We start from the raw sequence: 21,717 nt of genomic DNA on the forward strand, positions 1-21,717 counted from the left end.
TTTACGTTATTAATATGACCCTCGAAGAAGCCCAGAAAACCGTCGATACCTGGATTACAACTACTGGCGTCCGCTATTTCAATGAACTGACCAACATGGCTATCCTCACGGAGGAAGTGGGCGAAGTGGCCCGCCTCATTTCCCGACAATACGGCGAGCAGTCGTTCAAGGAATCGGACAAAGGCCGAGAGATGGGTGATGAATTGGCCGATGTACTGTTCGTCGTCATCTGCCTGGCCAATCAAACCGGCGTCAACCTCACCGAGGCCATGACCCGCAACCTGGCCAAGAAAACCCAGCGTGACAGCCAGCGGCATCAGGATAATGAGAAGCTGAAGTAGCTGTGCGCCTTGTCATCCTGAGCGCAGCGAAGGACCTTGTCACGTCTGAACAATTTGCTGTAAAACAGCCGATGCAGACGTGATAAGGTCCTTCGCTGCGCTCAGGATGACAAATTCCTTACCCCGATACCAGCCGGTCCTCCCGCCACACCGGCAGCACAGCATCATAAGAATCAATCCGCAAGCAGAACTCAAAATCCTTGCTGGCTTCCAGCGAATTGAGCCGCCGAACGTGGGCCGATTGCAGTAAGTACGCCGACAAATCACCCTTGCCCTGCTCCCATAAATTCAGGGCCGCCAGCGTGGCATCGGAACCGCGCACGTCAAAATCTGCGCTCAGCCGTTCGGCCAGCGCGCCACCAAACACAGTGTCTTCGAGGCAGAACTGACCTTTCCAGCCGGCGCACACCACCAGCACATCGCGCTGCTGGCGGCGGGCAAAATCAGCCACGGCCGCTAGGTTCAGAAAGCTACCGATTATTACTGATTCCGCTGCCAGCGAACGGCGCAGTGCCGCTGTGCCGTTAGTCGTGCTGATGGTGAGGGCGCGGCCGCGCACCGGCCGCGCCGCATCGAGAAAGCCAAAGGGCGAATTGCCCAAATCGAAGCCGGGAGCGGCCAGGCCGTCGCGCTCGGCGGCGGTCAGGCAGCCGTGCTCCTGCCCGTAAGCCGTGCATTCATCCAGCGAAGCCACCGGGAAAACGTGGGTTACGCCCTCCCCCAATGCAGTGACGATGGTGCTGGAAGCCCGCAGAATATCCACGATAACGGCCACCTTGCCGCGCAAATCATACAAAGGCAGCAGCTCGGGCGAAAAACAAATATCAAGTTTGGGCATGGTACTCGTGCCAGGCGGCTTACTCTTCCGTGCCTTTCGTGAGTGGCAGTTTGCTCACCGTGGCGGGCAGGTTTTTGCCGCGAATCTGCACGAAAATCTGGGTGCCGGGGGCAGCAAATTCGGTCTTCACGTAGCCTAGGCCAATGCCTTTGCTGAGCGAGGGCGACTGCGTGCCGCTGGTCACGTCACCGATTTTCTCACCGTTGGCATCTACCAGTTCGTAGTGGCCGCGCGGGATGCCGGGGCCGTCCATCACGAAGCCCACCAGCTTTTTGGTCACGCCGGCTTCCTTCTGCTTTTTGAGGTTTTCGGAATTGGTGAACTCCTTGGTGAACTTGGTAATCCAGCCCAAGCCGGCTTCGAGGGGCGAGGTCGTATCATCGATGTCGTTGCCGTAGAGGCAGTAGCCCATTTCGAGGCGCAGGGTGTCGCGGGCACCCAGGCCGATGGGCTTGATGCCATAAGGCTGGCCGGCGAGCATGATTTTATCCCAGACCATCGCCGCGCTTTCGTTCGGAATATAAAGCTCGAAGCCGCCCGCGCCGGTGTAGCCGGTGGCCGAGATAATCACGTCGGGGGCACCGGCGAAAGTGCCTTGCACGAAGGAGTAGTACGGGATGCTGCTCAAATCCACATCGGTCAGCGACTGCAAAGCGGCTTGTGCTTTCGGGCCCTGCACGGCAAACAGGCTGGTGCGGTCCGAAATATCCTCCATTTCCACGCCCTGCGTATTGTGGTGCTGAATCCAGTTCCAGTCTTTTTCGATATTGGAGGCATTGACTACCAGCAGGTAATCCTCATCGGCCAGCTTGTACACCAGCAGGTCGTCCACGATACCGCCGTCGTGGTTGGGCAGGCAGGAGTACTGGGCTTTGCCATCGGTGAGCTTGCTAGCGTCGTTGCTGGTCACGCGCTGAATGAGGTCAAGGGCCTGGGGGCCGCGCAGGCGGAACTCGCCCATGTGCGACACGTCGAAGATGCCCACGGCGCGACGCACGGTGTGGTGCTCGTCGAGGTCGGAGGAGTAGCGCACCGGCATGTCGTAGCCGGCGAAGGGCACCATTTTGGCACCCAGCTCGCGGTGCTTGCTATCGAGGGTAACGGTTTTCAGGGAAACGGTCATAGAGGAGTGACTGAGTAGCGGAGTGGCTGAGTGAGTGGGAATGCGTTTGGAGCTGCAAAGGTGGGGCAAAAAAGAAAAGCCGCTTCATTGTGAAGCGGCTTTTCCTGTAGCGTGGACTCTGCGAGTCCGCGCATCGGCGGTTTATTCGGGCGCGGACTCGCAGAGTCCACGCTACAATTACACAGCCACCATCCAATTATGCACGTCGGCACCCTCGCCGGTGCGGATGGCGTCCAAGGCTGCGCCTACGCGCTTCGAGAAAGCGTTAGGGCCCACTTCGGGCAGCTCGTAGTCGTGGCCTTCGTAGCCAATAACGGAGATGGGCGCGATGGTCGCGGCCGTGCCGGCCCCGAAGGCTTCTTCCAGCTTGCCGGCAGCTAGAGCTTCCATGATTTCGCGGCTGCTCACTTTGCGCTCTTCCACGGGCAGGCCCATGTCGTGAGCCAGCTCCAGCACGCTGCGGCGTGTGATGCCGTCGAGGATGCTGGTGCTGAGGGCGGGCGTTACTACGCGGCCGTCAATCACAAAAATGGCGTTCATCGTGCCCGATTCTTCCACGTAGCGGTGCTCCGAGGCATCGGTCCAGATGAGCTGGTTGTAGCCTTCCTGCTGGGCCAGTTTGGTGGGGTACATGGCCGCGCCGTAGTTGCCGGCGTTCTTGGCGTAGCCCGCGCCACCTTCGGCCGAGCGCACGTACTTCTGCTCGAAGCGCACGCGCAGCGGCTTGTTGTAGTACAGGCCTACGGGGCAGGTGAAAATCACGAAGCGGTACGCCTCCGACGGCCGCACGCCGATGAAGCCATCGGTGGCAAACATGAAGGGACGGATGTAGAGCGAGCTGCCGGCAAACGTGGGCACCCAGCCCGCATCGAGCTTGATGAGCTCGCGCAGGCCCTGCATAAACAGCTCTTCCGGGATGGTGGGCATGCACATGCGCTCGGCCGAGGCATTGAGACGCGCCCAGTTATCGAGGGGGCGAAACAGGGCCACGCCACCATCATTCTGGTGGTAGGCCTTCATGCCTTCAAAAATGGCCTGGCCGTAGTGCAGAGCCGAATTGGCAGGGCTCACCGAGAGGTCGCCGTAGGGCAAAATCTGGGCGTCCTGCCACTCGCCGTCGCGGTAATCCACCACGAACATATGGTCAGCGAAAACTTTGCCGAATTCGAGGTGCTCGAAGTCCTGCGTGGCCAGCCGCGAAGCCGTGGTTGGCTGCGTGTGAATCGGAAGAGTGTCTATCATAAAAAGGCAATTAGGCGGTACGCGTGGGTGGGATTTTCCGAGTACGGAATTGGAGAGGGTGAGGGTAATTAAAAAGCAAAGGTCGGCAGTTGCCCGGAATCAGTCAGCTCACCGGCTTTGTCGAAGACTGGAGTGGGGTTAGCCGGGCTTCTTTCTGCATGACGCTCAAAGGGGTTGTTTCAGTTCACAGCCGGGCTTGCCAGGTCACTTCTTCCACGCCCAGCTCGTGGGCCATGGCCCGGCTCAGCACAAACAGGAAATCGGACAGGCGGTTCAGATACACCACCACCAATTCAGCCACAAAAGCGTCTTCGGCCAGGTGAATGACGAGGCGCTCGGCGCGGCGGCACACGCAACGGGCTACGTGGGCGTGGCTTACGGCCGGATGCCCGCCGGGCAGAATAAAGGCACGCAGCTCGGGCAAATCGAGGTTGAGACGGTCCATTTCGTCTTCCAGCAGCGTCACATCAGCGGCGTGCAGGTCGGGTAGCTTCATTTTCGACTTCTCGGGGTCGGCCGCCAGGGCCGAGCCGATGGTGAACAGCCGGTCTTGGATTTCCTTCAACAGCGGTCGGCGGCCGGCATTCACCTCCTGGTCGCGCACCAGTCCGATGTGGGAGTTTAGCTCATCTACCGTGCCGTAGCACTCGATGCGCAGGCTGCTCTTGGGTACGCGGGTGCCGCCGATGAGGGACGTGAGGCCTTTGTCGCCGGTTTTGGTGTAGATTTTCATTTGGCTTGAAAACGGTTTATAACGGTAATACCGACCGTTTTTAGTGGCCGACGACGGCGTGCTTCATCACGTCATGGTTGATTTCATCCGTTTCCACCAGCCCGTCGCGCAGGCGCACAATGCGGTGAGCATAGCGGGCGATATCCTCTTCGTGCGTCACCATGATGATGGTATTGCCTTTAGAATACAGCGCCTCAAACAGGTCCATGATTTCGTGGCTGGTTTTTGAGTCGAGAGCACCGGTGGGTTCATCGGCCAGCAGCACGCTGGGGTTGTTGACGAGGGCGCGGGCAATGGCCACGCGCTGGCGCTGGCCGCCGCTCAGTTCGTTGGGACGGTGCGAAGCGCGGTCGGCCAGGCCTACCGAGCGCAGGCTTTCCATGGCGCGCTCCGTGCGGTCGCGCTTGCTCAGGCCGGCGTAGATGAGCGGCAGGGCCACGTTATCCAAGGCCGAGGCGCGGGGCAGCAGGTTGAAACTCTGGAAAACGAAGCCGATTTCTTTGTTGCGCACTTCGGCCAGCTGGTTGTCGCTCATACGGCTCACGTCCTGCCCGTTGAGGATGTACTGGCCCTTGCTGGGTGTATCGAGGCAGCCCACGATGTTCATCAGCGTCGACTTGCCCGAACCCGACGGCCCCATAAACGCCACGTACTCGCCGCGCGGAATCTTGATGCTCACCGAGCGCAGCGCGTGGATTTCCTCCGTGCCCATCACGTAGGTTTTGGCGATGTCCGTGGTTTCAATAACGTTCGGATTCATGGAGCAAAGGGGCTTATTGCAGAGGTGAGGGAGCGGGCGCTTGGGAGAAGGACGCCCCGGCCGCCGCGCGGGCTGCCTGATGGGCGGCGTACTCCGTTGCTAAAGTAGCATAAGTATCGGGCGGCAGCTGACTGCGCAGCTGGGCCAGAGCATCGGCGGCGTACTCGGTCAGGCCGGCATCGGCGGCAGCCAGCACGTAGGCCCTCAACAGCGGCAGCGACTCCGGGTTTTCGTCAAGCCCGGTACGCAACGCCGAGTAGGCCGCCGTGTAGTCATGTCGGCGCGTGTAGAAGTTAGCGGCAGCGAGGATGGCCGGGGCATTAAAAGGAGCTTCGCGCACGATGCGCTGGTAGCTTTTGGCGGCGGCAGTTGCGTTGCGCTGCTGCTCAGCACGCCGGGCCTCGGCCAGCCAGGCCATACCCACGCGGCCGGTCGTATCGGCAGCCGGCATCGGGCGGCCAGCCGCCAGCAACTGCTGTGCCTGCCTCCCCTGCCGCTGCTGGACCGAATCGGGTGAAGCCAGGAGCCGCGCCGTGGCCACCCGCACCGAGTCGGTATTGCCGCTCAGGGCTAAGGCATATATCCGCATTTCGGCGGACTGGGGAGCTCCGTGCGACGAGGCAAAAGCCAGTTGGTCAGCGGCAGTAGCATATTGGCCCTGCTGGAGCTGCCACAGCGCCAGCAGCTGCTGGAAATAGCCCGAGGTAGCCGTATTGCCCGCCGCCAGTGGCAGGAGCAGCTGCCGCGCCACCAGCTCCTGCCCCAGCGCGTGCCGCGCCAGCGCCTGCAGAAACAGGAGCTGCTCGTAGTAGTCGGCGTTGGCCGACTGCGTGGCCAGGCGGTTGAGTTGAGAGAGTAAGGCAGGCGTGAGTTGGGCTTTGCGCCGGGCCACGTCCCACAGCACCGCGTGGTAGAGCTGGGCAAAGCTGGCATCGTCCAGCACCTGCACATTGACGGCCGGGGCGGTAGGTGAGGGCTCCATTGGTGTAGCGGTACGGAGCTGGAGCAGCGCGAAGTTGCTCATCAGGGCCGGCTCAGTGGTTTTCAGATTCAGTTGGGCGCCGCGTTTGCGAGCTTCGGCCAGTAGGTTTTGGCTGAGTAAAAAGGCCAGCTGATTGGTGCGACTGGCATAGCTGCCGGGGGCCAACTGCTCGGCTTTGTCGAGGTAGAAGGCGACGGAATCGGTTATCGTGGTGCGGGTGAATAGCTGGGCCAAATCGCCGGCCAGTGCCGCGCTGCGCGGGTGTGATTTCAGGCCGCCGCGCAGGATGTCGAGGCCTTCGAACAGGTCATCCGGGTCGTTATAAAGCGTGGCCAGGCGCAGCGAAACCTTCTCATCCGGTCCGCGCAGCAGGGCACGGCGCAGGGAGATTATTTCATTACGACGCTGCTGACGGAAGCGGAAAATCGCCGCCCGGCCAAATTCGGCGTGGCGGTTGGCGCGGTACAGCACGTCGCCGCTTTCGGCGTAGTAGCGCTCGGCCAGGCCGGCGAGGCTGAGGTCGTCGGGAGCAGCTTCGCTTTGCTGGCGCGTAAGGTCGCCGAGGTTATTGTACTGGCCGGCCATCACCTGGTTGGGCAATGGGAAATCCTGGCGCGACTGCACCAGCACCAAGCCCCCTATCGACAAAATATAGACCGAATAAAAAGGCAGTCGGCGCGGCTCAAACACCACCCGATAAACCCGCAGCCGCTGCCGGATGAGCGGCGCAAAATTCACCAGCACATACAGCAGAAACGGCGCGCCCAGCAACAGCAGCGCCAGCCCCGTGAAGCTGCGGGCCGCCACCAACAGCGGCGTATTGGCCGTGGCAAAGGCATAGCCCAGCGCTCCGGCCGCGCCCAGCACCACCAGCGGGTAGAGCTGCGCCATTCCTGGGGCATACGGCACCCAGGCTGCGTAGCTGGGTGCCCGCAAGCGCAGGCCCAGCCAGCTAGCCACCACGGCCGGCAGCAGCAGCACCAGCGGGTCAAGGTTCAGCCCCGGCAGCAATTGCAGCGCGTCATCATTCCAAACGTAAAGCGCGAGTACGCCCAGATAGAGCAGGCTGGCCGCCACAAACGGCAGCAAGCCAAACCGTCCGCCCGGCTGCTCCGCCTGCGTATTAAACCACATCAAAGCCCGGATATTCTCAATGCCCACCCACAACACCAGCAGCACCACCAGCACCGCGCCGCCCGGCGTGGCATAAGCCGCCAGCTGCAACACAGTATCCACAACGGGTAACTGGCTTTGGGCAAGTAGCAACGCGCTCAGCCCAGCCACCACGCAACCCATCACCACGGCCCGCCGCCGGAGCGGCCAGCCCTCGGCAAAAGCGTGCAAGGCGAAGCCAATGCCGCCCACCAGCCCCAGCATCAGGTACAGGAAATACCGCTCACTGGTATTGAAAATGCCCAGCGACTCGGTATTGAGCGACAGCAGCAGGAAGATAATGGGCACCATGCCCGCCACAAAAGCCGTGCGCGCCAGCGTACTCACCACCGCCACCCAGCCCGCCAGCACCACCGCCAGCAGCACCAGAAACACGCCCGCCGCCACGGGCTGCGTAAACGGCCCCGCCACGTCGTGCGTCAGCGTCACGATGAAGCCGCTGGCCTGCACCGGCAGGTGTACCGGGCCGGCCGCTACGCTGTCCAGCGTCAGCGGCGTGGCTTGCAGGTGCGCCACTTCGCGCACGGGCAGGGTGCTGTTTTCGCCCGTGAAATAATAAAAGATGGTCAGGCCCACGGCCAGCGCGGCCAGCCAGACCAGCCAGCCGGGCCGCGCGACGGCGCGACGGCTTATAGATTGCGGCGTCACCAACTATTCCAGCACTTTGGGCACCCGGAAGTAGTCCGAATCCTTGCGGGGCGCATTGCGCAGGCCATCCTGATGGCTCACGGTGTTGCGGGCTTCATCGTCGCGCAGCACGTTTATTTCCTGCGACAGGTGCACCAGCGGCTCCACGCCCGTCGTGTCGAGGCCTTCGAGCTGGGCCACAAAATCGAGGATGTTATTCAGGTCGCCGAGCATTTGCTGCTCGCGGGTTTCGTCAAATTCGAGGCGGGCCAGGTGGGCCAGGCCGCGCAGGGTACCAAGGTCGGTGCTCATGCTAATTATGAGTTTTGAATTATGAATTATGAGTTGGTGGGCTGCCGTGGTTCCGGCGAAGCGGAAACGGCAGCCGGGGCGCGCCAGGTGCTGCGGCCGGGCTTCACGGCACCTTCGGGCAGGAAATCGGCGGCCAGCTGGGCATATACCCGCGCCTTCAGCTCGGGTATATCGGCCAGGGTGAGGCCGGCAGTGGGAATGGGTGGATGAAAAACGATTTTGAGCCGGTGGTAGCGCACGCGCAGGTCCTTCTCCACGTCGGGCATAAACATATGGTTCAGCGGCATCCCTACCGGCACAATGGGCACCCCAGCTTCGATGGCCATCTGAAACGCGCCATCCAGAAACGGCAGCAGTTCCTTACCCGGCGTGGGCGAAATGCGGCCTTCGGCAAAAATGGCAATACTGTTGCCAGCGGCAAGGGTGCGCCGGGCCGCCACCATGGCCCGGCCCCGGCTCACGGCACTGGCCCGGTCCACGGTAATATAGACGTTGCCAAACAGTGGGCCCCACACCGGCACGCGGGCCAGCGAGGCCTTGCCCATCATGTTCAGAAAGCCCGGGATGTACTTAAACAGCATCATGATGTCGATGTACGAGCCGTGATTGGCCACGTACACGCAGGGCTGTGGGTTGGGGCCTTTGCTCTCGCGCACCACTTCCACCGGCACGCCCCACATCGTAATAGAGAGCCACGACCAGAAGCGGTTCAGCGCGTGCACCACCCCGCCCCCCGTGGGCCGCCGGCTGAAATACCATTGAAAAGGGTAAATCAGCACGAATGGAATAATGAACCACACCACCGCCCAAGTGGTGTAAAGGCGCTGGCCGAGGTAACGAAGCATATGGCGCATGGCAGCAAAGTTAGGCTAGTTGGCCGTTGTGCGTTGCGCAAAGCCATTGGGCCAGGCCGCGCCAGCCCCCAGGCAGTGGCAAAAGTCTTCTGCTGAAGCGCTACTACGTGCGGGCGGCCAGCACTTTCTCCGCCTTCAGCAGGCCGGCTACGCTGATGCCGTCCGTAATCCGGTCGTCCATCACCATCCGAACGGCTTCGGCCAGCGGCAGCTTCCACAAGCGTAGGTCTTCGGTTTCCTCGGGCTCCAATTCGCCTTGGGTCAGGTCTTCGGCCAGGTACACGAAGCCTTCCTCATCCGTCACCGAATTGGAGGTGTGCAGGCGGGCAATGCGCGTCCAGCGGGCCGCCGTGAGGCCGGTTTCTTCCTTCAACTCACGCTGAGCCGATTCCAGAATGTCCAGCTCTACCAGGCCGCCGCCCATCGGAATTTCCCAGCTGTACTCATTCAGCGGGTAGCGGTACTGGCCCACCAGCCAGGTATTGCCCTCGGCATCGACGGGCACAATACCCAGCGCCTTGTTCTTCATCGTCACCACGCCGTAGATGCCCCGGCCGCCGCCGGGGTTCTGCACCTGGTCTTCGCGCACCGAAATCCACGGGTTATGGTATTTGATTTCGCTGCTGAGCGTGTGCCAAGGGTTGTGGGTTTCGTCCACGTCGGGGCGGGCTGCGGATTGCATGGCTATTTGCGAGAAATTGATGGAGTAGGGAATGCAAAACTACGCTTACCGCTGCTTTACCCGAGTTACCGTTCGGCGATGTTTACCCGTCATCCGCCGTGAAAAACATGCCGTTGGCCGCTTAAATGTCCAGATTAATCTAGTAGCACTTGCGTTGCCCCCTTTTGATTTCGTAGCTTTGACCCATAAGTACCCCCGCACGGGCTGGAAATGTGGAAAGGAAGGACCTCTCGTGCGGCGGCGCTCTGGCTGAAAAGGTGGGGTAGACACCTCCAAAGCCGGACCCGCCACTTTAAGGTCGTCACCCTCGGGTGGCGACCTTTTTTTGTGCCCTGACCGTGCCCAAATGCGTTTCTGGTGGGCAGTTGAGCTTCCGTCGGGCTTAACCCTGACGGGCGGGCCGCCGTACCACCATCATCTGGCTGCATACATCCCGGCCGGCACCTTCCCCTATGGCTAAGCCCAATTCCAACTCCAAGCAAAACCCCACTCCGGAAGAACACGACCCGCTTTTCAACCTGAAGCACGCGCAGGCCGAAGCCGACCTAGCCCAGAACACGCAGGGCCTCGGCCCCGTCACCAACGAATACATCTCGACCGACGAAGACACGGAAATCGATGAAGGCCCCCGCGACAGCCAAGGCCAGCGCCGGGGCGAAACCACGCCTACGGACCTGGGCAGCGCCGCCGGCAGCCACTAGTCAGCCGCAACCACCACAAAGGGAGCGGGGGAAGAAAGTAACTTTGCACAAAAGTTATTCTCTTCCCCCGTTCCCTTTTCTTTTGCTAATAGCTACTTACACCGGCCACGCCCTCGAAGCGGGCCTCGATGAAGCCGGACGCGGCTGCCTGGCCGGCCCGGTTTTCGCGGCCGCCGTTATTCTGCCGCCCGACTTTGCCCCGCAATTCCTCAACGATTCCAAGCAACTCAGCGCCAAACGGCGCGACGCCCTGCGGCCCATCATCTGTGCCGAAGCTGTGGCGTGGGCCGTGGGTCAGGCCTCGGTAGAGGAGATTACCAGCATCAATATTGCGCAGGCCAGCTACCTGGCCATGCACCGGGCAGTGGCGGCACTCAATATTGAACCCGCGCATCTTTTAGTAGATGGCAACCGCTTTACGCCAATGGCGGGTTTTGCGCACACCTGCATTATTGGCGGCGATGGCCTTTACCGCAACATTGCCGCCGCTTCCATCCTAGCCAAAACCTTTCGGGACGAGCATATGATGGCCCTGGCCGAAGAATTCCCGGAGTATGGCTGGCAGCAGAATGCGGGCTACCCGACGGCCAGTCATCGGGCGGCCATTCGGGCGCACGGCACTAGCCCGCACCACCGAATGGGGTTTCGGCTGCTGTAATAGCCTCCACTCTAAATACGGAGCTAGTCCTTGAGCTTGAGCAGGTCCAGAAACAGGCTGAATCCGTCCACGCTGGTTCCCCCCTCGCCAAATGTATCGAAACTAAGGGGCTTGATAATGTAGCCACTCACGGCCAGCTCCTGCGCTTTCAGGCGGTCCGACTCGAGGTCGGAGGTCGTCATAATGAAGACGTTCAGATTCACGAATTCGGGGTCGGAGCGCAGCACTTCCAGCAGTTCCAGGCCATTCATGCGCGGCATGTTGATGTCGAGCATCACCAGGCTGGGCTTGGCTATTTTGGGTTCATCGCCCTCGCCGCGCAGCATACGGAGGGCATCACGGCCATTGCGGGCGTGGATGAGGGGCACGTTGATGTTTTGGCGGCGCAGCTCGCGCTGCACGTTCATCACGTCCATCTGGTCGTCTTCCACGAGCAGGATGCTGGGCGTGGGATGGTCGGCGGACATAGGCTTGGCAATTGGCAACAGCGGGAAAATGCCCGCAAACAGCAGTTCGAAGCTGCTATGAAGTAGCGGTTGATACGGTAGAAATGACTGGCGTGGCTACCGTAGCAGCCACATTTTTGGTTTTAGGCGGGTGCTTGGGCCAGGTGAAAATGAACTTAGCGCCCTGACCTTCGGCCGATTTGACGCTGATGCGCCCCCCTTGCCGCTCCACAATTTTTTTCACGATGGCCAGCCCCACGCCGGTGCTTTCGAAGGTATCACGTTCCGTCAGGGTCTGAAAGATGACAAAAATACGGTCGTGGTATTCCGGGTCAATACCCGGTCCGTCATCGGCCACCGAAAACGAGTAGAACTCGCCGGCATCGTCGCAGCCGATGTGCACGGTGCCCGTCGCGGGGTGGTCGTGGTACTTCACCGCATTGCTGATGAGGTTGGTGAAGACCTGCTGGAGCTGCACGGCATTGGTGGTGAGCGTGGGCAGAAAGAAAGGAAGCTCGACCTTAAAGCCAGTGGGCAGATGCAAGCTGTCGATGATTTCGCGCAGCAAGGTGCGCACGAATACTGTTTCGTTTGCCTGCGTGGTCCGGCCCACGCGCGCCAGGTCCAGAATACCGCTGATGAGCTTCTCCATGCGATGCACCCGCTGGCGCATCATGCCCAGAAACTCGCGGATATGCGGCGGCAGCGCGTCCTTGCCCATGTCCTCCTCAATCCAGCGCGAAGCACTTTCAATGCCGCGCAGCGGGGCCTTCAAATCGTGCGATACGACGTAGGCAAACTGGTCGAGCTCCTGATTGCGGCTTTCGAGCTGGTTGATGTTGGCTCCCACGGTGCGGGCCATCACGTTCAGGGCGGCCGTGAGCTCGCTCACTTCGTCCTGTTCATTGTCGACAATCTGGGTGTCGTAGTCGCCGTCGGCCATGCGCCGGGCCAGGTTCAGCATACCGCGCAGCCGCCGGGCAAACGTCCGCACGATGTACAGCGCCCACAGCAGCCCCAGCACCAGCGCCATAATAGCCAGCCCGACCGACAGCCATTCGGCCCGGGTAATGCTGTCGTTCAGGCGTTGGCGCATGGCCTTGCGCGAGGCCGCTTCCGTCAGCTCAAATTTATTGAGCCGAAACCGGATATTGTCCATCAGCTGCTTGCCCGTGAGGGTTTCGGCTAGGCGGTGGTGCGGCATGTCGTCCAGGCCGCGCTGCAATGGGTTGCGGCGGCGGGCCTCACGCTTTTCAGCAATCAGCAAATGGCTGTATCCCAGCCACTGCTGAAAAAGCCGCTGGGTCTGGTCAATCAACTGCACCTGCTCGGGGCTTTCTTCAGCCAGCGTGCGCAGCTGCGCAAACCGGCCAATCAGGTCGCGCTCCCCCGCATAGTAGGTGTCCAGCGTCAGCTCATTGCCGATGAGGACGTAGCCCCGAAATCCGGTTTCCATGTCCACGATATTGCGCAGCATGCTCACGGCCTCGTTCGAAACGTGCTGAGACGCTTCTACCTGCCGGGAGTTGCGTAGCACCTGGCCCGCCAGCTTGTATGAGAACAGGACAATCACCGAAAACAGCGCCAGCAAAAGCACAAATCCGGCAAACAGCTTCGTGGTAAGGGTTATTTTCATGCACTGGTGCGCGGGCGCATCACTTCGGGTCAGGAGGCCCTGGTACGGAGCTTGGCTTCCATGGTTTGGAGCAGGCCCATCATTTCATCGGCGATGACCTGCAGCGGGGCGTAGCCTGCCCCCGCCTCTTCTACGTTGCCGGCGAGGTAGAGGTCCATCAGCCGGTTGGCTTCTTTGTGAATCAGCACATGCTGTTGGTCAAACTGCCGAGCTTCGGGCAGGTGCGCGTACACGCCGGTTCCGCGCATGCGGGTGGCTATCCACAGGCCCAGGCCACATTGCTCGGGGTCCCGCAGCGGGCCTTCGCTGCCCCCATTGCCAAAGAGAAAGGAGCGCAGCTTGCTCTTAAAATGTACGTGCTTGATGCGGGCAGAATCAAAATCCTGTTTCAGGTCTTCCGTGGTCATGGACAAATTTATACCGGTAGGCAAGCGTATGGTGCAAACCACCTGTCGCAAAACCGGGAGCTGCCCCTGTAAGATGGGGATATAAGGCCGAGCAGCTCGGCTGGTTCCATAGGTACGCCGCAGGGCCGGGGTCGGTTGCCGCTTTGGAATTCGGTACTTTCGCGGTTCACTTATTCTCCTGGGTGAGCCTTCGGCGCTGCCACCGGCCACCTTTCACCATTTCCCCCACCATGACCCAAGACCAGATTAAGGACTTGAAGGGCCGCGCCGAGGCCCTGAGGAGGTATCTTTGACTACGATGCCCGCAAAGAACAATTAGCCGCTTACGAGGCTAAAACCACGGCCCCCGGCTTCTGGGACGACTCCAAAGCCGCCGAAGCCACGCTCCGCGAAATCAAGCCCATCAAAACCTGGACCGACGATTTTGAGGCCGTGCAGCAAGCACTGGCTGACACCGAAGTGCTCTACGACTTCTATAAAGAAGGCGACGTGACCGAGGCCGAAATACAGGCCGACTACGACACCACTCTCAAGAAACTGGAAGCGCTGGAGTTTAAGCGCATGCTTTCGGACGAGGAAGACCAGTTGTCGGCCATCATCGATATCAACCCCGGGGCCGGTGGCACCGAAAGCCAGGACTGGGCCGAAATGCTCATGCGCATGTACATCATGTGGGCCGAAAGCCACGGCTTTGGCGTGAAGCAAATCAGCTATCAGCCTGGCGAAGGCGCAGGCATTAAGTCGGCTTCCCTCGAAATCGACGGCGACTTCGCCTATGGCTACCTGAAGAGTGAAATCGGCGTGCACCGTCTTGTGCGGATGTCGCCGTTCGACAGCAGCGGGCGGCGGCACACGTCATTCGCGTCCGTGTTTGCCTACCCGGTGATTGATGACACTATCAACATCGAAATCAACCCCGCCGACATCTCCTGGGACACGTTCCGGGCCGGCGGCGCGGGCGGCCAGAACGTGAACAAGGTGGAAACCGCCGTGCGCCTCACCCACGCGCCGTCCGGCATCATCATCGCCGTGCAGATTGAGCGTAGCCAGCTCATGAACAAGGAGCATGCCCTACGCATGCTCAAATCGCGCCTCTACCAGATTGAGATGGACAAGCGCCATGCTGAGCGCGACAAGGTGGAAGCCACCAAGAAGCGCATCGACTTCGGCTCCCAGATTCGCAACTACGTGCTTCACCCCTACAAGCTCATCAAAGACCTCCGTACCGGCATCGAGCGCACCGACGTGCAGAACGTCCTCGATGGGGATTTGGACGAGTTCATCAAGGGCTTTCTGATGCAGAGCTAGGTAAGATAACGCAGCTACTTTCTTCTTAGCCGCTCCATCTCAACAGTTCACAAAAAAAGGGCTACCCGAATCGGGTAGCCCTTTTTTGTGAACTGCGGACTTACTAGAACTTGTCCCAGAAAATCTTCGTCGTTACCTGGTCGCCACCAATTGCAGCAGATGCTGCAGAGTAGTTGGCACCGTTCAGGTTCTGCTCAACTATGGGGTAGGTGAAACGGAGGGGCAGTGCGCTCAAAGCACCCGTTGGTGCAGTCAGCGTAGGCGAATCGAGGCGACGGTACTCTCTCCACGAATCAACCGGCTGGCCGTACAGGGCAATCCACTTCTGCACACCAATTTTCTGCTTGTAAGTACCCGTAGCAGTAGCGTATGCCACGGTAGGCTGTGCCAGGTACGTAGCGGCCTCGGCCGTGGTACCACCCCACTCCAGAATAGAAGCGGTTACAGCATTTTCGTAGTGCGCAGCAGCGGTGCCACCAACGGCAGTATAGCCACGCTCAACGGCTTCGGCCAGCAGGAACTCAACCTCGCTGTACGACAGTAGTACACCGGGCATAGTTGGGTCTTCCAACTTAACACCGGGGGCCGAGTAACTAGCGTAGCTGTTGTTGGTGCCATACACCCCACCACGGTACGTACCGTTGGCAGCCAGCTTGAAGTAATCGTTGCGACGCGGGTCGTTTAGGGTGTTCAACCGGTTAATGAACGTATTGGCACCCACGAAGTCATAACGGCCGCTCTGAATCAGGTCTTCCCAAACCGGGTTGGTGTTAGGGGCGGTCGACAGGAAGTTCACCTGCGCATTTTCGCTATTGCTTGTAAACACACCGGCAGCAGCCTGACCAGCCATCTGGCTGGCTTTGGTGCTATTTGCGTCAGCAAGTGTCAGGGCAAAACGAAGCTTCAACGAGTTGGCAAACATTTTCCAGGCATCCATATCGCCTTTGTAGAGCAGGTCGCCTTTTTCAAAGGCACCACTCCCAGCAGTATTGTCCATTTGAGCAATGGCTGCATCAAGGCGGACAATCAGGTCATTGTAGATAGTAGCCGCATCATCGTAAGATGGTTGGGCATTGGTAATGTCCAGGGCCTTGGAATAAGGCACATTGCCAAAAGTGTTCACGAGGGTCGACCAGGTGTACACCTCCAACACTTCCACGATGGCATTTTGGTTGGCCCGAACACCCGATGAGATGAGCTGGTCAGCCGCGATAATCTTTCTCGATTCGCGCAGGTCAGCCAGTACATCGCGGTACAGTGCGGTCCAGAAAGTACCGGGAATGGGACGCGTGGTGATGTTGTAGATGCTCTCGTCGAAGTAGGTCGTTTGGGCCCAGTACTGAACGAACAAGCGGAAAGGGTTCAGGTTGACGTTTGTGCTGGCCACCGTGCGGGCAAGGCTACGCTCAGCATTCGACACCAGGGTTACACTGAGAACTTTGGTAGCGCTTTTAGGGTCGACGTTATAAGTGTCAAGGCTATCCACGCAGGACGTCGCTAAAAACAGCGCCGTTGAGCAAAATAGAAGAGTCTTTTTCATTCGGGTAGTTAATTGAAAGCTATGGGATTAGAACCGGAAGCGCAGGTTAGCACCCATGCTACGCACTGCGGGGAAGGACCCTGAAGAGTAGCCTTGGCCCAAGTTGCCGGAGCTCAAAGCATCTTCCGGGTCAGCGTCAGGCAGGTTCTTGTGGATAATCCACAGGTTGCGACCAATCAGCGAAATATCAATGCCTTTCACACCACCCATCTTCGAAATCAGCGTGTTTGGGAGCGAATACGTCAGCGAAACCTCACGCAGTTTCACGAAGCTGGCATCGTACACGAAAGTCGAGTTAGGATTACGCAAGTAGCCATACAGACCGTATTCGGTGTTGGGGCTGCGAACCGTGTTCTTTTGGCCCGAAACATCCTGACCGCCAATGGTGGTTCCGTTGGCATACACACCCGGCAGAATTACGCCACCGCTGGTAGCGGCATAGGTACCGTCCGAATTGCGGGTAATGGGTGTGCGGCTCGGGTTGCCCAGTTCGTTGTTGGTAGCAGTCTCGGGCTGCAGGCCGGTAGCCAGGCCGTAGTAGCGGTCGAGCGAGAATACATCACCACCCTTACGGATGTCAACCAAGAAATACAGCGACAGGCCTTTGTAGCTCACCGTGTTCGAAACACCACCTTTCCAATCGGGGTTAGGGTTGCCGATTACGTTGTTGGCACCGGTCTGAGCATAATAAGCAGCCGTGGGCAGGCCCGTGGAAGCGCTCTTGGTTACGTTCAGGATGCGGTCGCCGCTGGCGCTATAGCGGTAGTCCGAGCCACGCAGCATGCCGAAAGGCTGGCCTACCGTAGCATTAGAAGTTACACCACCCTGGTACGAAGCCAGTACGATGTTGTCGAGGCCTTCAGCCAGCGAAATAACCTGGTTCTGGTTCTTGTACCAGTTCAGGTTCACCGTCCAGGTCACGTTCTCGTTCTTAATCGGGGTCAAGTAACCACCGATTTCAACACCACGGTTGCGAATTTCGCCGGAGTTTACGTAGCGCTGGCTGTAGCCGGTAGCAGTCGAAAGGTTCAGCGGGATAATCTGGTTGATGGTGTTCTGCTGATAAACCGTAGCATTCACACCGAGGCGGCTGTTGAGGAAAGCCAGTTCAACACCAGCTTCAATGCTCTTGGTGCGCTCGGGCACCAGCTTATCGCTGTTTTTAATGTTCGGCAGGCTGAAGAGGGCCGTCGAGCCGAAGGCAGTGGGCTTGGAGTAGTAATCGTATACGACCTGTGACGGCGCATCCGAGCCTACTTCAGCGTAGTTAACCAAGGCTTTGCCATAGGACAGCCACGGGGCCGACTCTTTGGTCAGTTCCGAGAAAGCAAAGCTGAGTGCTGCCGAAGGGTAATAGAAAACGTTGTTGGCGGAGGGCAAGGTAGTCGACTTATCCCGACGCAGGGTCAGGTCCAGGAATACCATGTCGCGGAAGCCAAACGTGCCGCTACCGAAGATGCCGTCAACACCGATTTTGGTCTCGCTCTCAATTGGGGGAGTCAGCGGGTCAACCGAGTTAGAAAGCGAGTACAGGCCGGGTACCGACAGGCCATTGTTGGTGAAAGCACGAATGCTGCTAACTGCATTGCGACGCATGTTAGCGCCCACCAAACCTTTGAAAGTCAAATTACTGGCGATGTTAGCCGAGAAGTTGCCAATCAGGTCAAAGTTGGCTTCACGCGAAGTGCGGTTGAAGCGGCTGTATTCCGAAACCCCTACGCTGCCTACGGCAAGACGCTCTTCCTGCACTTCGCTGTAGGTATCCAGCGTCACGCGGCCCAGTACGTTGAACCAGTTGGTGAACTTGTAGGTAGCAGCTACGTTGCCGAAATAGCGGTCACGCGAATCGGTTTCGTAGTTCTGCTCGCGCACCCAGTAAGGGTTGTTCCAGTAGATGGGCGACAGGTTGTCCGGGTCAGCGTAGTTCCAGGTAGCATGGTAGCCACGGCCGATGTTGCGCTCATAGGCAGCCTTCTGGTCCTTGATGTCCACGTTGGTCTGCCACCACTGACGCATGTTGGTGATGATGTTGCCATCGCCGTAGCCCGTGCCGTAGCGGCCCTGGCCCTTCACGTTCGTGTAGTTGATGGAAGCACTGGTGGTGAGGCGGGGCGTCAGGTTCAGCGAACCGGCGAAGTTGATGATGTTCTTGGCGATTTTGCTGTTCGGCATTACTCCACGGTCATCAACGCGGTTGTAGCCCAATTTGAAATAGCCGTTGTCATTGCCACCATCAATGGTGACACTGTTGTTCAGCGTGCTAGCCGTTTCGAAGAAGGTTGCGGCGCCATTGGCGGCATTTACCCACGGCGTGGCTTTGCGGTAGTTAGGGGAAGTTGGGTCGAAAGAGTCCCACTGATAAACGAGCAGGCTCGGGTTGAAGGCACCACCGTACGAAGCATCCTCCGACAAGGGAGCTACCAGCTCTTCTTTGCCGTTGCCCTGAACGTCGCGGAGCAGGAAGTAGCCCGTGGGGTCTTCGTAGTAACGGCCGTAGCCAGCACCGTAACGGTCCTGGTACTTAATGAAGGTGCTCTTGTCGATGCGGCCGAGCGTAGCGCCGGCGTTTATCGTTACCCCGAGGCCACGACGGCCTTTTTTGGTGGTAATCAGAATTACACCGTTGGCAGCCCGCGAACCGTAGAGGGCGGTGGCCGCAGCGCCTTTCAGCACCGTGGTCGAGGCAATATCATCGGGGTTGATGTCAGCAGCCGCGTTACCGTAGTCGTAGCCACCGCCACCGGTAGCCTGCGTAGCAGTGTTCGTATTGGCGTTGCTAATCGGCACACCATCCACTACGAACAGCGCTTGGTTGTTACCAAACAACGACTTCGTGCCGCGGATAACCACGTTCGAAGAGCTGCCCAGACCGTTGTTCTGCTGGATGTTCAGACCGGCAACTTTACCTGCCAGGCCATTGACGGCGTTGGGGTTACGGGCTACCGTAATGTTGTTGCCTTCAATCTGCGTTGCAGAGAAAGGCAACGAGTTGCGGGTACGCTCCACGCCAAGGGCGGTCACCACTACTTCACCGAGCTGTTTGGTATCAGCAGCCAGCGAAACGTTGAACGTAGTGTTGGCACCGATGGGCTGCTCAATGCTGGCGAAACCAACGGAGCTGATGCTGAGGGCCGTAGCGTTAGCGGGCACACTCAGCGAGAAAGAACCATCGGCATTGGTTGATGCACCGATGGTGGTCCCTTTTACCAGAACCGTTGCACCGGGCAAACCTTGCCCATTGGAACGGTCCGTCACGCGACCCGAGATAGTTCGGTCTTGTGCATTTACCTGCTGCAACAGGCAAGTCATCAGTAAGACGACCATGAAAAAGAAGTGTTTCATGTAGTAATGAAAATGGTGAGTGAATTGAAAAAAAGTGGCAGAAATGAAGGAAAAAAGAACTTAACGATACCAATCTAATGGCAAGGTATTACAAGTTTTTTTGTTACGCCAATGCTAAGCAATTCATTTCACCTACATCTATTAATAATTTATATATTTTACTTTTTTAATATAAAAGTCGTCCAATTCGCTGCATTGTCTCTGACTAAACATCGCATTAGATTGTTAAAAACATTGTTTTTCATTGCCTTAAGTGATTCTCCAAAGAATTCAAGAACTAGTTGGCAATGATTTCATAAAAGGACGAAACTTGAAGTAAATTTCATTAAAGGCACTTAAACAGCAAGGGCTGCCCCATGGGGCAGCCCTTGCTGTTTAAGTGCCTTTAATGAAATTTAGTCCACCACATCCCAGAAGATTTTCGTGTATTGGTCCACATTTGGCGGGATGTTGGCCGCGTTGGTGCTCACTTCGCTCAGCGGGTACAGGAGGCGGGTGGGCAGCCTGTCGGGGCGGGGCGAAGCGGATTCCAGCGAAGGCTGGAATTTGGGCTGGGCGGTGCGGCGGTAGTCATCCCAGGCTTCGGTGCTGGCAACGGAATTCATGGCCAAGTACTTCTGGTAGATGATGACCGACTGTTTGCCCAAGGCTCCTGAGGATGGGGCCAGGTCGTAGTTCACGAGGGGGTTGGTGGCATTGGCGGCAATGTAGGTCGTGTATTCGGCCACGCCGGTGGTTGAGCTGGCCAAGGGGTTGACGCTGCCCGTGGCCGGCCGATAGAAATACACGAAGGAAGCCTTAATGCCATCGAGGAAATCGGCTTTGGCGGCAGCGTCGCCGCCCGTGAACAAGCCCCGGGTTTCGGCTTCGGCTTTGGCAAATAAGTGTTCGGCCAGCAGCATTAGCGGCGTTGGGGCATTGAAGCCTTTCAGAATCCCGCCGTTGAGTAGGAAGCGCGAAGCCACCACGTTGCCGTTGAAGGAGGGCGGGCCACTTTCGCCGGCATCGGTGCCGACGTAAGCATCGGTCGTCACACCGTTTACCGTCCGGCTGCCTAAGGCGTAGAGCTGGGAAACGCGTGGGTCGTTGTTGCTGACGTATTGGGCGATGATGTAGTTGGTCGGAATCTGGTAGCTCCGTTCCGTGGTGTTCGAGCCCGAGGGCGTGAGCCCGTACCGGTTGTAGAGCGGGTTTTGCTGGTTGGTGCTTTGGGCGTAGCCGGGCTGCACCACTACATCGGCATCAATGAAGCCATCGGGTGCGGCTTGTAGCCGGGTCATTTCGGTGCGCACGTAGCCATCCAGGGCCGGCACCTGCGACTGGCGGAGTAGCACGCGCAGTTTGAGACTGTTGGCAAACTGCTTCCACTTGGTCATGTTGCCACCGAATACAACGTCCTCCGCCCCTACTACCCGCGAGCCGCTGGCGGCCGTGGCCTTGTTGATGTCATCGATGGCCCCATCGAGCTGCACGATGAAATCTTTGTAGATGGCATCGGCTTTGTCGTAAGCGGGGGTGACGTTGCCGGCGGCCTGCAAGGCCTGCTTGTATGGAATGTCGCCGTACTCGTCCACCAGCAGCTGGAAGTTATACACCTTCATGATGCGGGCAATGGCGGCGTGGAACGGGTAGCCCTGCGCGGTGCCCTGCTGCTGGATGAGGTTGTAGTCGTTCAGGTTGTCGTAAGTGAAGCTGAACAGGTTACCGTAGTACGAAGACGAGTAGTTGTACGTGCGCTCTTCCCCGAAGCCACTCACCACGCCGGACTTGCCCCAATAGTCGGCGGCAAAGCTGGCGTAGCTGTTGTAGTTCTGGTTGTTGGGCGCAACGGCCCCCTGGCCGCCGGTGTAGTTGGCGGCGGTGATGGCCAGCGCCTGCGCCAGAATGGCATCGGGCTTCACGACCGTGGGAGCGTTGGGGTTTTCGTTGATGTCGATGAAGGTTGAGCAACCCCCAACGGCCAGTGCAAACGCCCCTGCTGCGAGTATCTTAAGTGCTGGTTTCATAAACAT

19 protein-coding genes are annotated in these 21,717 nt (G+C 58.9%); 4 read left to right on the plus strand and 15 right to left on the minus strand.

The window, feature by feature from the left end; translation table 11 throughout:
* Nucleotides 1–14: 14 nt before the first annotated feature.
* Complete coding sequence (locus ACYU70_RS11770) at nucleotides 15–341, plus strand: nucleotide pyrophosphohydrolase (protein WP_342297388.1); 327 nt, start codon at nucleotides 15–17, stop codon at nucleotides 339–341.
* 118 nt (nucleotides 342–459) lie between these two features.
* Here ACYU70_RS11770 and ACYU70_RS11775 read toward each other — a convergent pair whose 3' ends face one another.
* From ACYU70_RS11775 to ACYU70_RS11815, 9 genes are all read right to left on the minus strand, one after another.
* The gene (locus ACYU70_RS11775; protein WP_342297390.1) at nucleotides 460–1,179 is read right to left on the minus strand and encodes a 2-phosphosulfolactate phosphatase; all 720 of its coding nucleotides are present in this window, start codon (nucleotides 1,177–1,179) and stop codon (nucleotides 460–462) included.
* A gap of 19 nt (nucleotides 1,180–1,198) precedes the next feature.
* Nucleotides 1,199–2,302 (minus strand): glycine cleavage system aminomethyltransferase GcvT, encoded by a 1,104-nt coding sequence (gcvT, locus tag ACYU70_RS11780; RefSeq protein WP_342297391.1) that lies wholly within the window; start codon nucleotides 2,300–2,302, stop codon nucleotides 1,199–1,201.
* A 177-nt stretch (nucleotides 2,303–2,479) separates the two neighbouring features.
* On the minus strand, nucleotides 2,480–3,544 hold the full coding sequence (locus ACYU70_RS11785) for a branched-chain amino acid aminotransferase (RefSeq protein ID WP_342297393.1): 1,065 nt from the start codon (nucleotides 3,542–3,544) through the stop codon (nucleotides 2,480–2,482).
* A 184-nt stretch (nucleotides 3,545–3,728) separates the two neighbouring features.
* Nucleotides 3,729–4,277, minus strand: coding sequence for a cob(I)yrinic acid a,c-diamide adenosyltransferase (locus ACYU70_RS11790; RefSeq protein WP_342297395.1), 549 nt, complete (start codon nucleotides 4,275–4,277; stop codon nucleotides 3,729–3,731).
* A 40-nt stretch (nucleotides 4,278–4,317) separates the two neighbouring features.
* Nucleotides 4,318–5,037 carry an ABC transporter ATP-binding protein gene (locus tag ACYU70_RS11795; RefSeq protein ID WP_342297397.1) on the minus strand — a complete coding sequence of 240 codons (720 nt, stop codon included), beginning with the start codon at nucleotides 5,035–5,037 and terminating at the stop codon, nucleotides 4,318–4,320.
* 13 nt (nucleotides 5,038–5,050) lie between these two features.
* Nucleotides 5,051–7,840 (minus strand): tetratricopeptide repeat protein, encoded by a 2,790-nt coding sequence (locus tag ACYU70_RS11800; RefSeq protein WP_342297399.1) that lies wholly within the window; start codon nucleotides 7,838–7,840, stop codon nucleotides 5,051–5,053.
* 3 nt (nucleotides 7,841–7,843) lie between these two features.
* Nucleotides 7,844–8,131: an Asp-tRNA(Asn)/Glu-tRNA(Gln) amidotransferase subunit GatC gene (gatC, locus tag ACYU70_RS11805; RefSeq protein ID WP_168671800.1), complete on the minus strand. Its 288-nt coding sequence runs from the start codon at nucleotides 8,129–8,131 to the stop codon at nucleotides 7,844–7,846.
* Nucleotides 8,132–8,157: 26 nt separating this feature from the next.
* Nucleotides 8,158–8,976 carry a lysophospholipid acyltransferase family protein gene (locus tag ACYU70_RS11810; RefSeq protein ID WP_460615994.1) on the minus strand — a complete coding sequence of 273 codons (819 nt, stop codon included), beginning with the start codon at nucleotides 8,974–8,976 and terminating at the stop codon, nucleotides 8,158–8,160.
* Between the two features lie 112 nt (nucleotides 8,977–9,088).
* Nucleotides 9,089–9,667, minus strand: coding sequence for an NUDIX hydrolase (locus ACYU70_RS11815; RefSeq protein ID WP_342297404.1), 579 nt, complete (start codon nucleotides 9,665–9,667; stop codon nucleotides 9,089–9,091).
* 452 nt (nucleotides 9,668–10,119) lie between these two features.
* Between ACYU70_RS11815 and ACYU70_RS11820 the strand changes: the two genes are divergently transcribed.
* Both ACYU70_RS11820 and ACYU70_RS11825 read left to right on the plus strand, forming a co-directional pair.
* On the plus strand, nucleotides 10,120–10,368 hold the full coding sequence (locus ACYU70_RS11820; protein WP_342297406.1) for a hypothetical protein: 249 nt from the start codon (nucleotides 10,120–10,122) through the stop codon (nucleotides 10,366–10,368).
* Between the two features lie 82 nt (nucleotides 10,369–10,450).
* Nucleotides 10,451–11,026: a ribonuclease HII gene (locus tag ACYU70_RS11825; RefSeq protein WP_342297407.1), complete on the plus strand. Its 576-nt coding sequence runs from the start codon at nucleotides 10,451–10,453 to the stop codon at nucleotides 11,024–11,026.
* 23 nt (nucleotides 11,027–11,049) lie between these two features.
* Here the strand turns inward: ACYU70_RS11825 and ACYU70_RS11830 are convergent, their stop codons facing one another.
* The 3 genes from ACYU70_RS11830 to ACYU70_RS11840 are packed head-to-tail and all read right to left on the minus strand — an operon-like array spanning nucleotide 11,050 to nucleotide 13,515.
* On the minus strand, nucleotides 11,050–11,493 hold the full coding sequence (locus ACYU70_RS11830; RefSeq protein WP_342297408.1) for a response regulator: 444 nt from the start codon (nucleotides 11,491–11,493) through the stop codon (nucleotides 11,050–11,052).
* 55 nt (nucleotides 11,494–11,548) lie between these two features.
* The gene (locus ACYU70_RS11835; RefSeq protein ID WP_342297410.1) at nucleotides 11,549–13,108 is read right to left on the minus strand and encodes a sensor histidine kinase; all 1,560 of its coding nucleotides are present in this window, start codon (nucleotides 13,106–13,108) and stop codon (nucleotides 11,549–11,551) included.
* 29 nt (nucleotides 13,109–13,137) lie between these two features.
* Nucleotides 13,138–13,515 (minus strand): CZB domain-containing protein, encoded by a 378-nt coding sequence (locus tag ACYU70_RS11840; protein ID WP_342297411.1) that lies wholly within the window; start codon nucleotides 13,513–13,515, stop codon nucleotides 13,138–13,140.
* A gap of 230 nt (nucleotides 13,516–13,745) precedes the next feature.
* Here ACYU70_RS11840 and prfB point away from each other — a divergent pair.
* A protein-coding gene (gene prfB, locus ACYU70_RS11845; protein WP_342297413.1) for a peptide chain release factor 2 occupies nucleotides 13,746–14,823 on the plus strand; the annotation gives its coding sequence in 2 pieces (ribosomal slippage) (nucleotides 13,746–13,805 and nucleotides 13,807–14,823; 1,077 coding nt in all).
* 103 nt (nucleotides 14,824–14,926) lie between these two features.
* On the opposite strand, the gene ACYU70_RS11850 is transcribed toward prfB, so the two are convergent.
* The 3 genes from ACYU70_RS11850 to ACYU70_RS11860 all read right to left on the minus strand — a co-directional run bounded on the left by ACYU70_RS11850 (nucleotide 14,927) and on the right by ACYU70_RS11860 (nucleotide 21,711).
* Nucleotides 14,927–16,363 (minus strand): SusD/RagB family nutrient-binding outer membrane lipoprotein, encoded by a 1,437-nt coding sequence (locus ACYU70_RS11850; RefSeq protein ID WP_342297415.1) that lies wholly within the window; start codon nucleotides 16,361–16,363, stop codon nucleotides 14,927–14,929.
* Between the two features lie 27 nt (nucleotides 16,364–16,390).
* Complete coding sequence (locus ACYU70_RS11855; protein WP_342297418.1) at nucleotides 16,391–19,705, minus strand: SusC/RagA family TonB-linked outer membrane protein; 3,315 nt, start codon at nucleotides 19,703–19,705, stop codon at nucleotides 16,391–16,393.
* Nucleotides 19,706–20,100: 395 nt separating this feature from the next.
* On the minus strand, nucleotides 20,101–21,711 hold the full coding sequence (locus ACYU70_RS11860) for a SusD/RagB family nutrient-binding outer membrane lipoprotein (RefSeq protein ID WP_342297420.1): 1,611 nt from the start codon (nucleotides 21,709–21,711) through the stop codon (nucleotides 20,101–20,103).
* Nucleotides 21,712–21,717 lie beyond the last annotated feature (6 nt).

It is taken from the genome of Hymenobacter segetis, from assembly GCF_054776495.1.

What these genes read in the sequence shown, in the direction of transcription:
- ACYU70_RS11770 (WP_342297388.1), top strand. Translation starts at nt 15, where the DNA reads ATGACCCTCGAAGAAGCCCAGAAAACCGTCGATACCTGGATTACAACT.
- ACYU70_RS11775 (WP_342297390.1), bottom strand. Translation starts at nt 1,179, where the DNA reads ATGCCCAAACTTGATATTTGTTTTTCGCCCGAGCTGCTGCCTTTGTAT.
- gcvT (WP_342297391.1), bottom strand. Translation starts at nt 2,302, where the DNA reads ATGACCGTTTCCCTGAAAACCGTTACCCTCGATAGCAAGCACCGCGAG.
- ACYU70_RS11785 (WP_342297393.1), bottom strand. Translation starts at nt 3,544, where the DNA reads ATGATAGACACTCTTCCGATTCACACGCAGCCAACCACGGCTTCGCGG.
- ACYU70_RS11790 (WP_342297395.1), bottom strand. Translation starts at nt 4,277, where the DNA reads ATGAAAATCTACACCAAAACCGGCGACAAAGGCCTCACGTCCCTCATC.
- ACYU70_RS11795 (WP_342297397.1), bottom strand. Translation starts at nt 5,037, where the DNA reads ATGAATCCGAACGTTATTGAAACCACGGACATCGCCAAAACCTACGTG.
- gatC (WP_168671800.1), bottom strand. Translation starts at nt 8,131, where the DNA reads ATGAGCACCGACCTTGGTACCCTGCGCGGCCTGGCCCACCTGGCCCGC.
- ACYU70_RS11810 (WP_460615994.1), bottom strand. Translation starts at nt 8,976, where the DNA reads ATGCTTCGTTACCTCGGCCAGCGCCTTTACACCACTTGGGCGGTGGTG.
- ACYU70_RS11815 (WP_342297404.1), bottom strand. Translation starts at nt 9,667, where the DNA reads ATGCAATCCGCAGCCCGCCCCGACGTGGACGAAACCCACAACCCTTGG.
- ACYU70_RS11820 (WP_342297406.1), top strand. Translation starts at nt 10,120, where the DNA reads ATGGCTAAGCCCAATTCCAACTCCAAGCAAAACCCCACTCCGGAAGAA.
- ACYU70_RS11830 (WP_342297408.1), bottom strand. Translation starts at nt 11,493, where the DNA reads ATGTCCGCCGACCATCCCACGCCCAGCATCCTGCTCGTGGAAGACGAC.
- ACYU70_RS11835 (WP_342297410.1), bottom strand. Translation starts at nt 13,108, where the DNA reads ATGAAAATAACCCTTACCACGAAGCTGTTTGCCGGATTTGTGCTTTTG.
- ACYU70_RS11840 (WP_342297411.1), bottom strand. Translation starts at nt 13,515, where the DNA reads ATGACCACGGAAGACCTGAAACAGGATTTTGATTCTGCCCGCATCAAG.
- ACYU70_RS11850 (WP_342297415.1), bottom strand. Translation starts at nt 16,363, where the DNA reads ATGAAAAAGACTCTTCTATTTTGCTCAACGGCGCTGTTTTTAGCGACG.
- ACYU70_RS11855 (WP_342297418.1), bottom strand. Translation starts at nt 19,705, where the DNA reads ATGAAACACTTCTTTTTCATGGTCGTCTTACTGATGACTTGCCTGTTG.
- ACYU70_RS11860 (WP_342297420.1), bottom strand. Translation starts at nt 21,711, where the DNA reads ATGAAACCAGCACTTAAGATACTCGCAGCAGGGGCGTTTGCACTGGCC.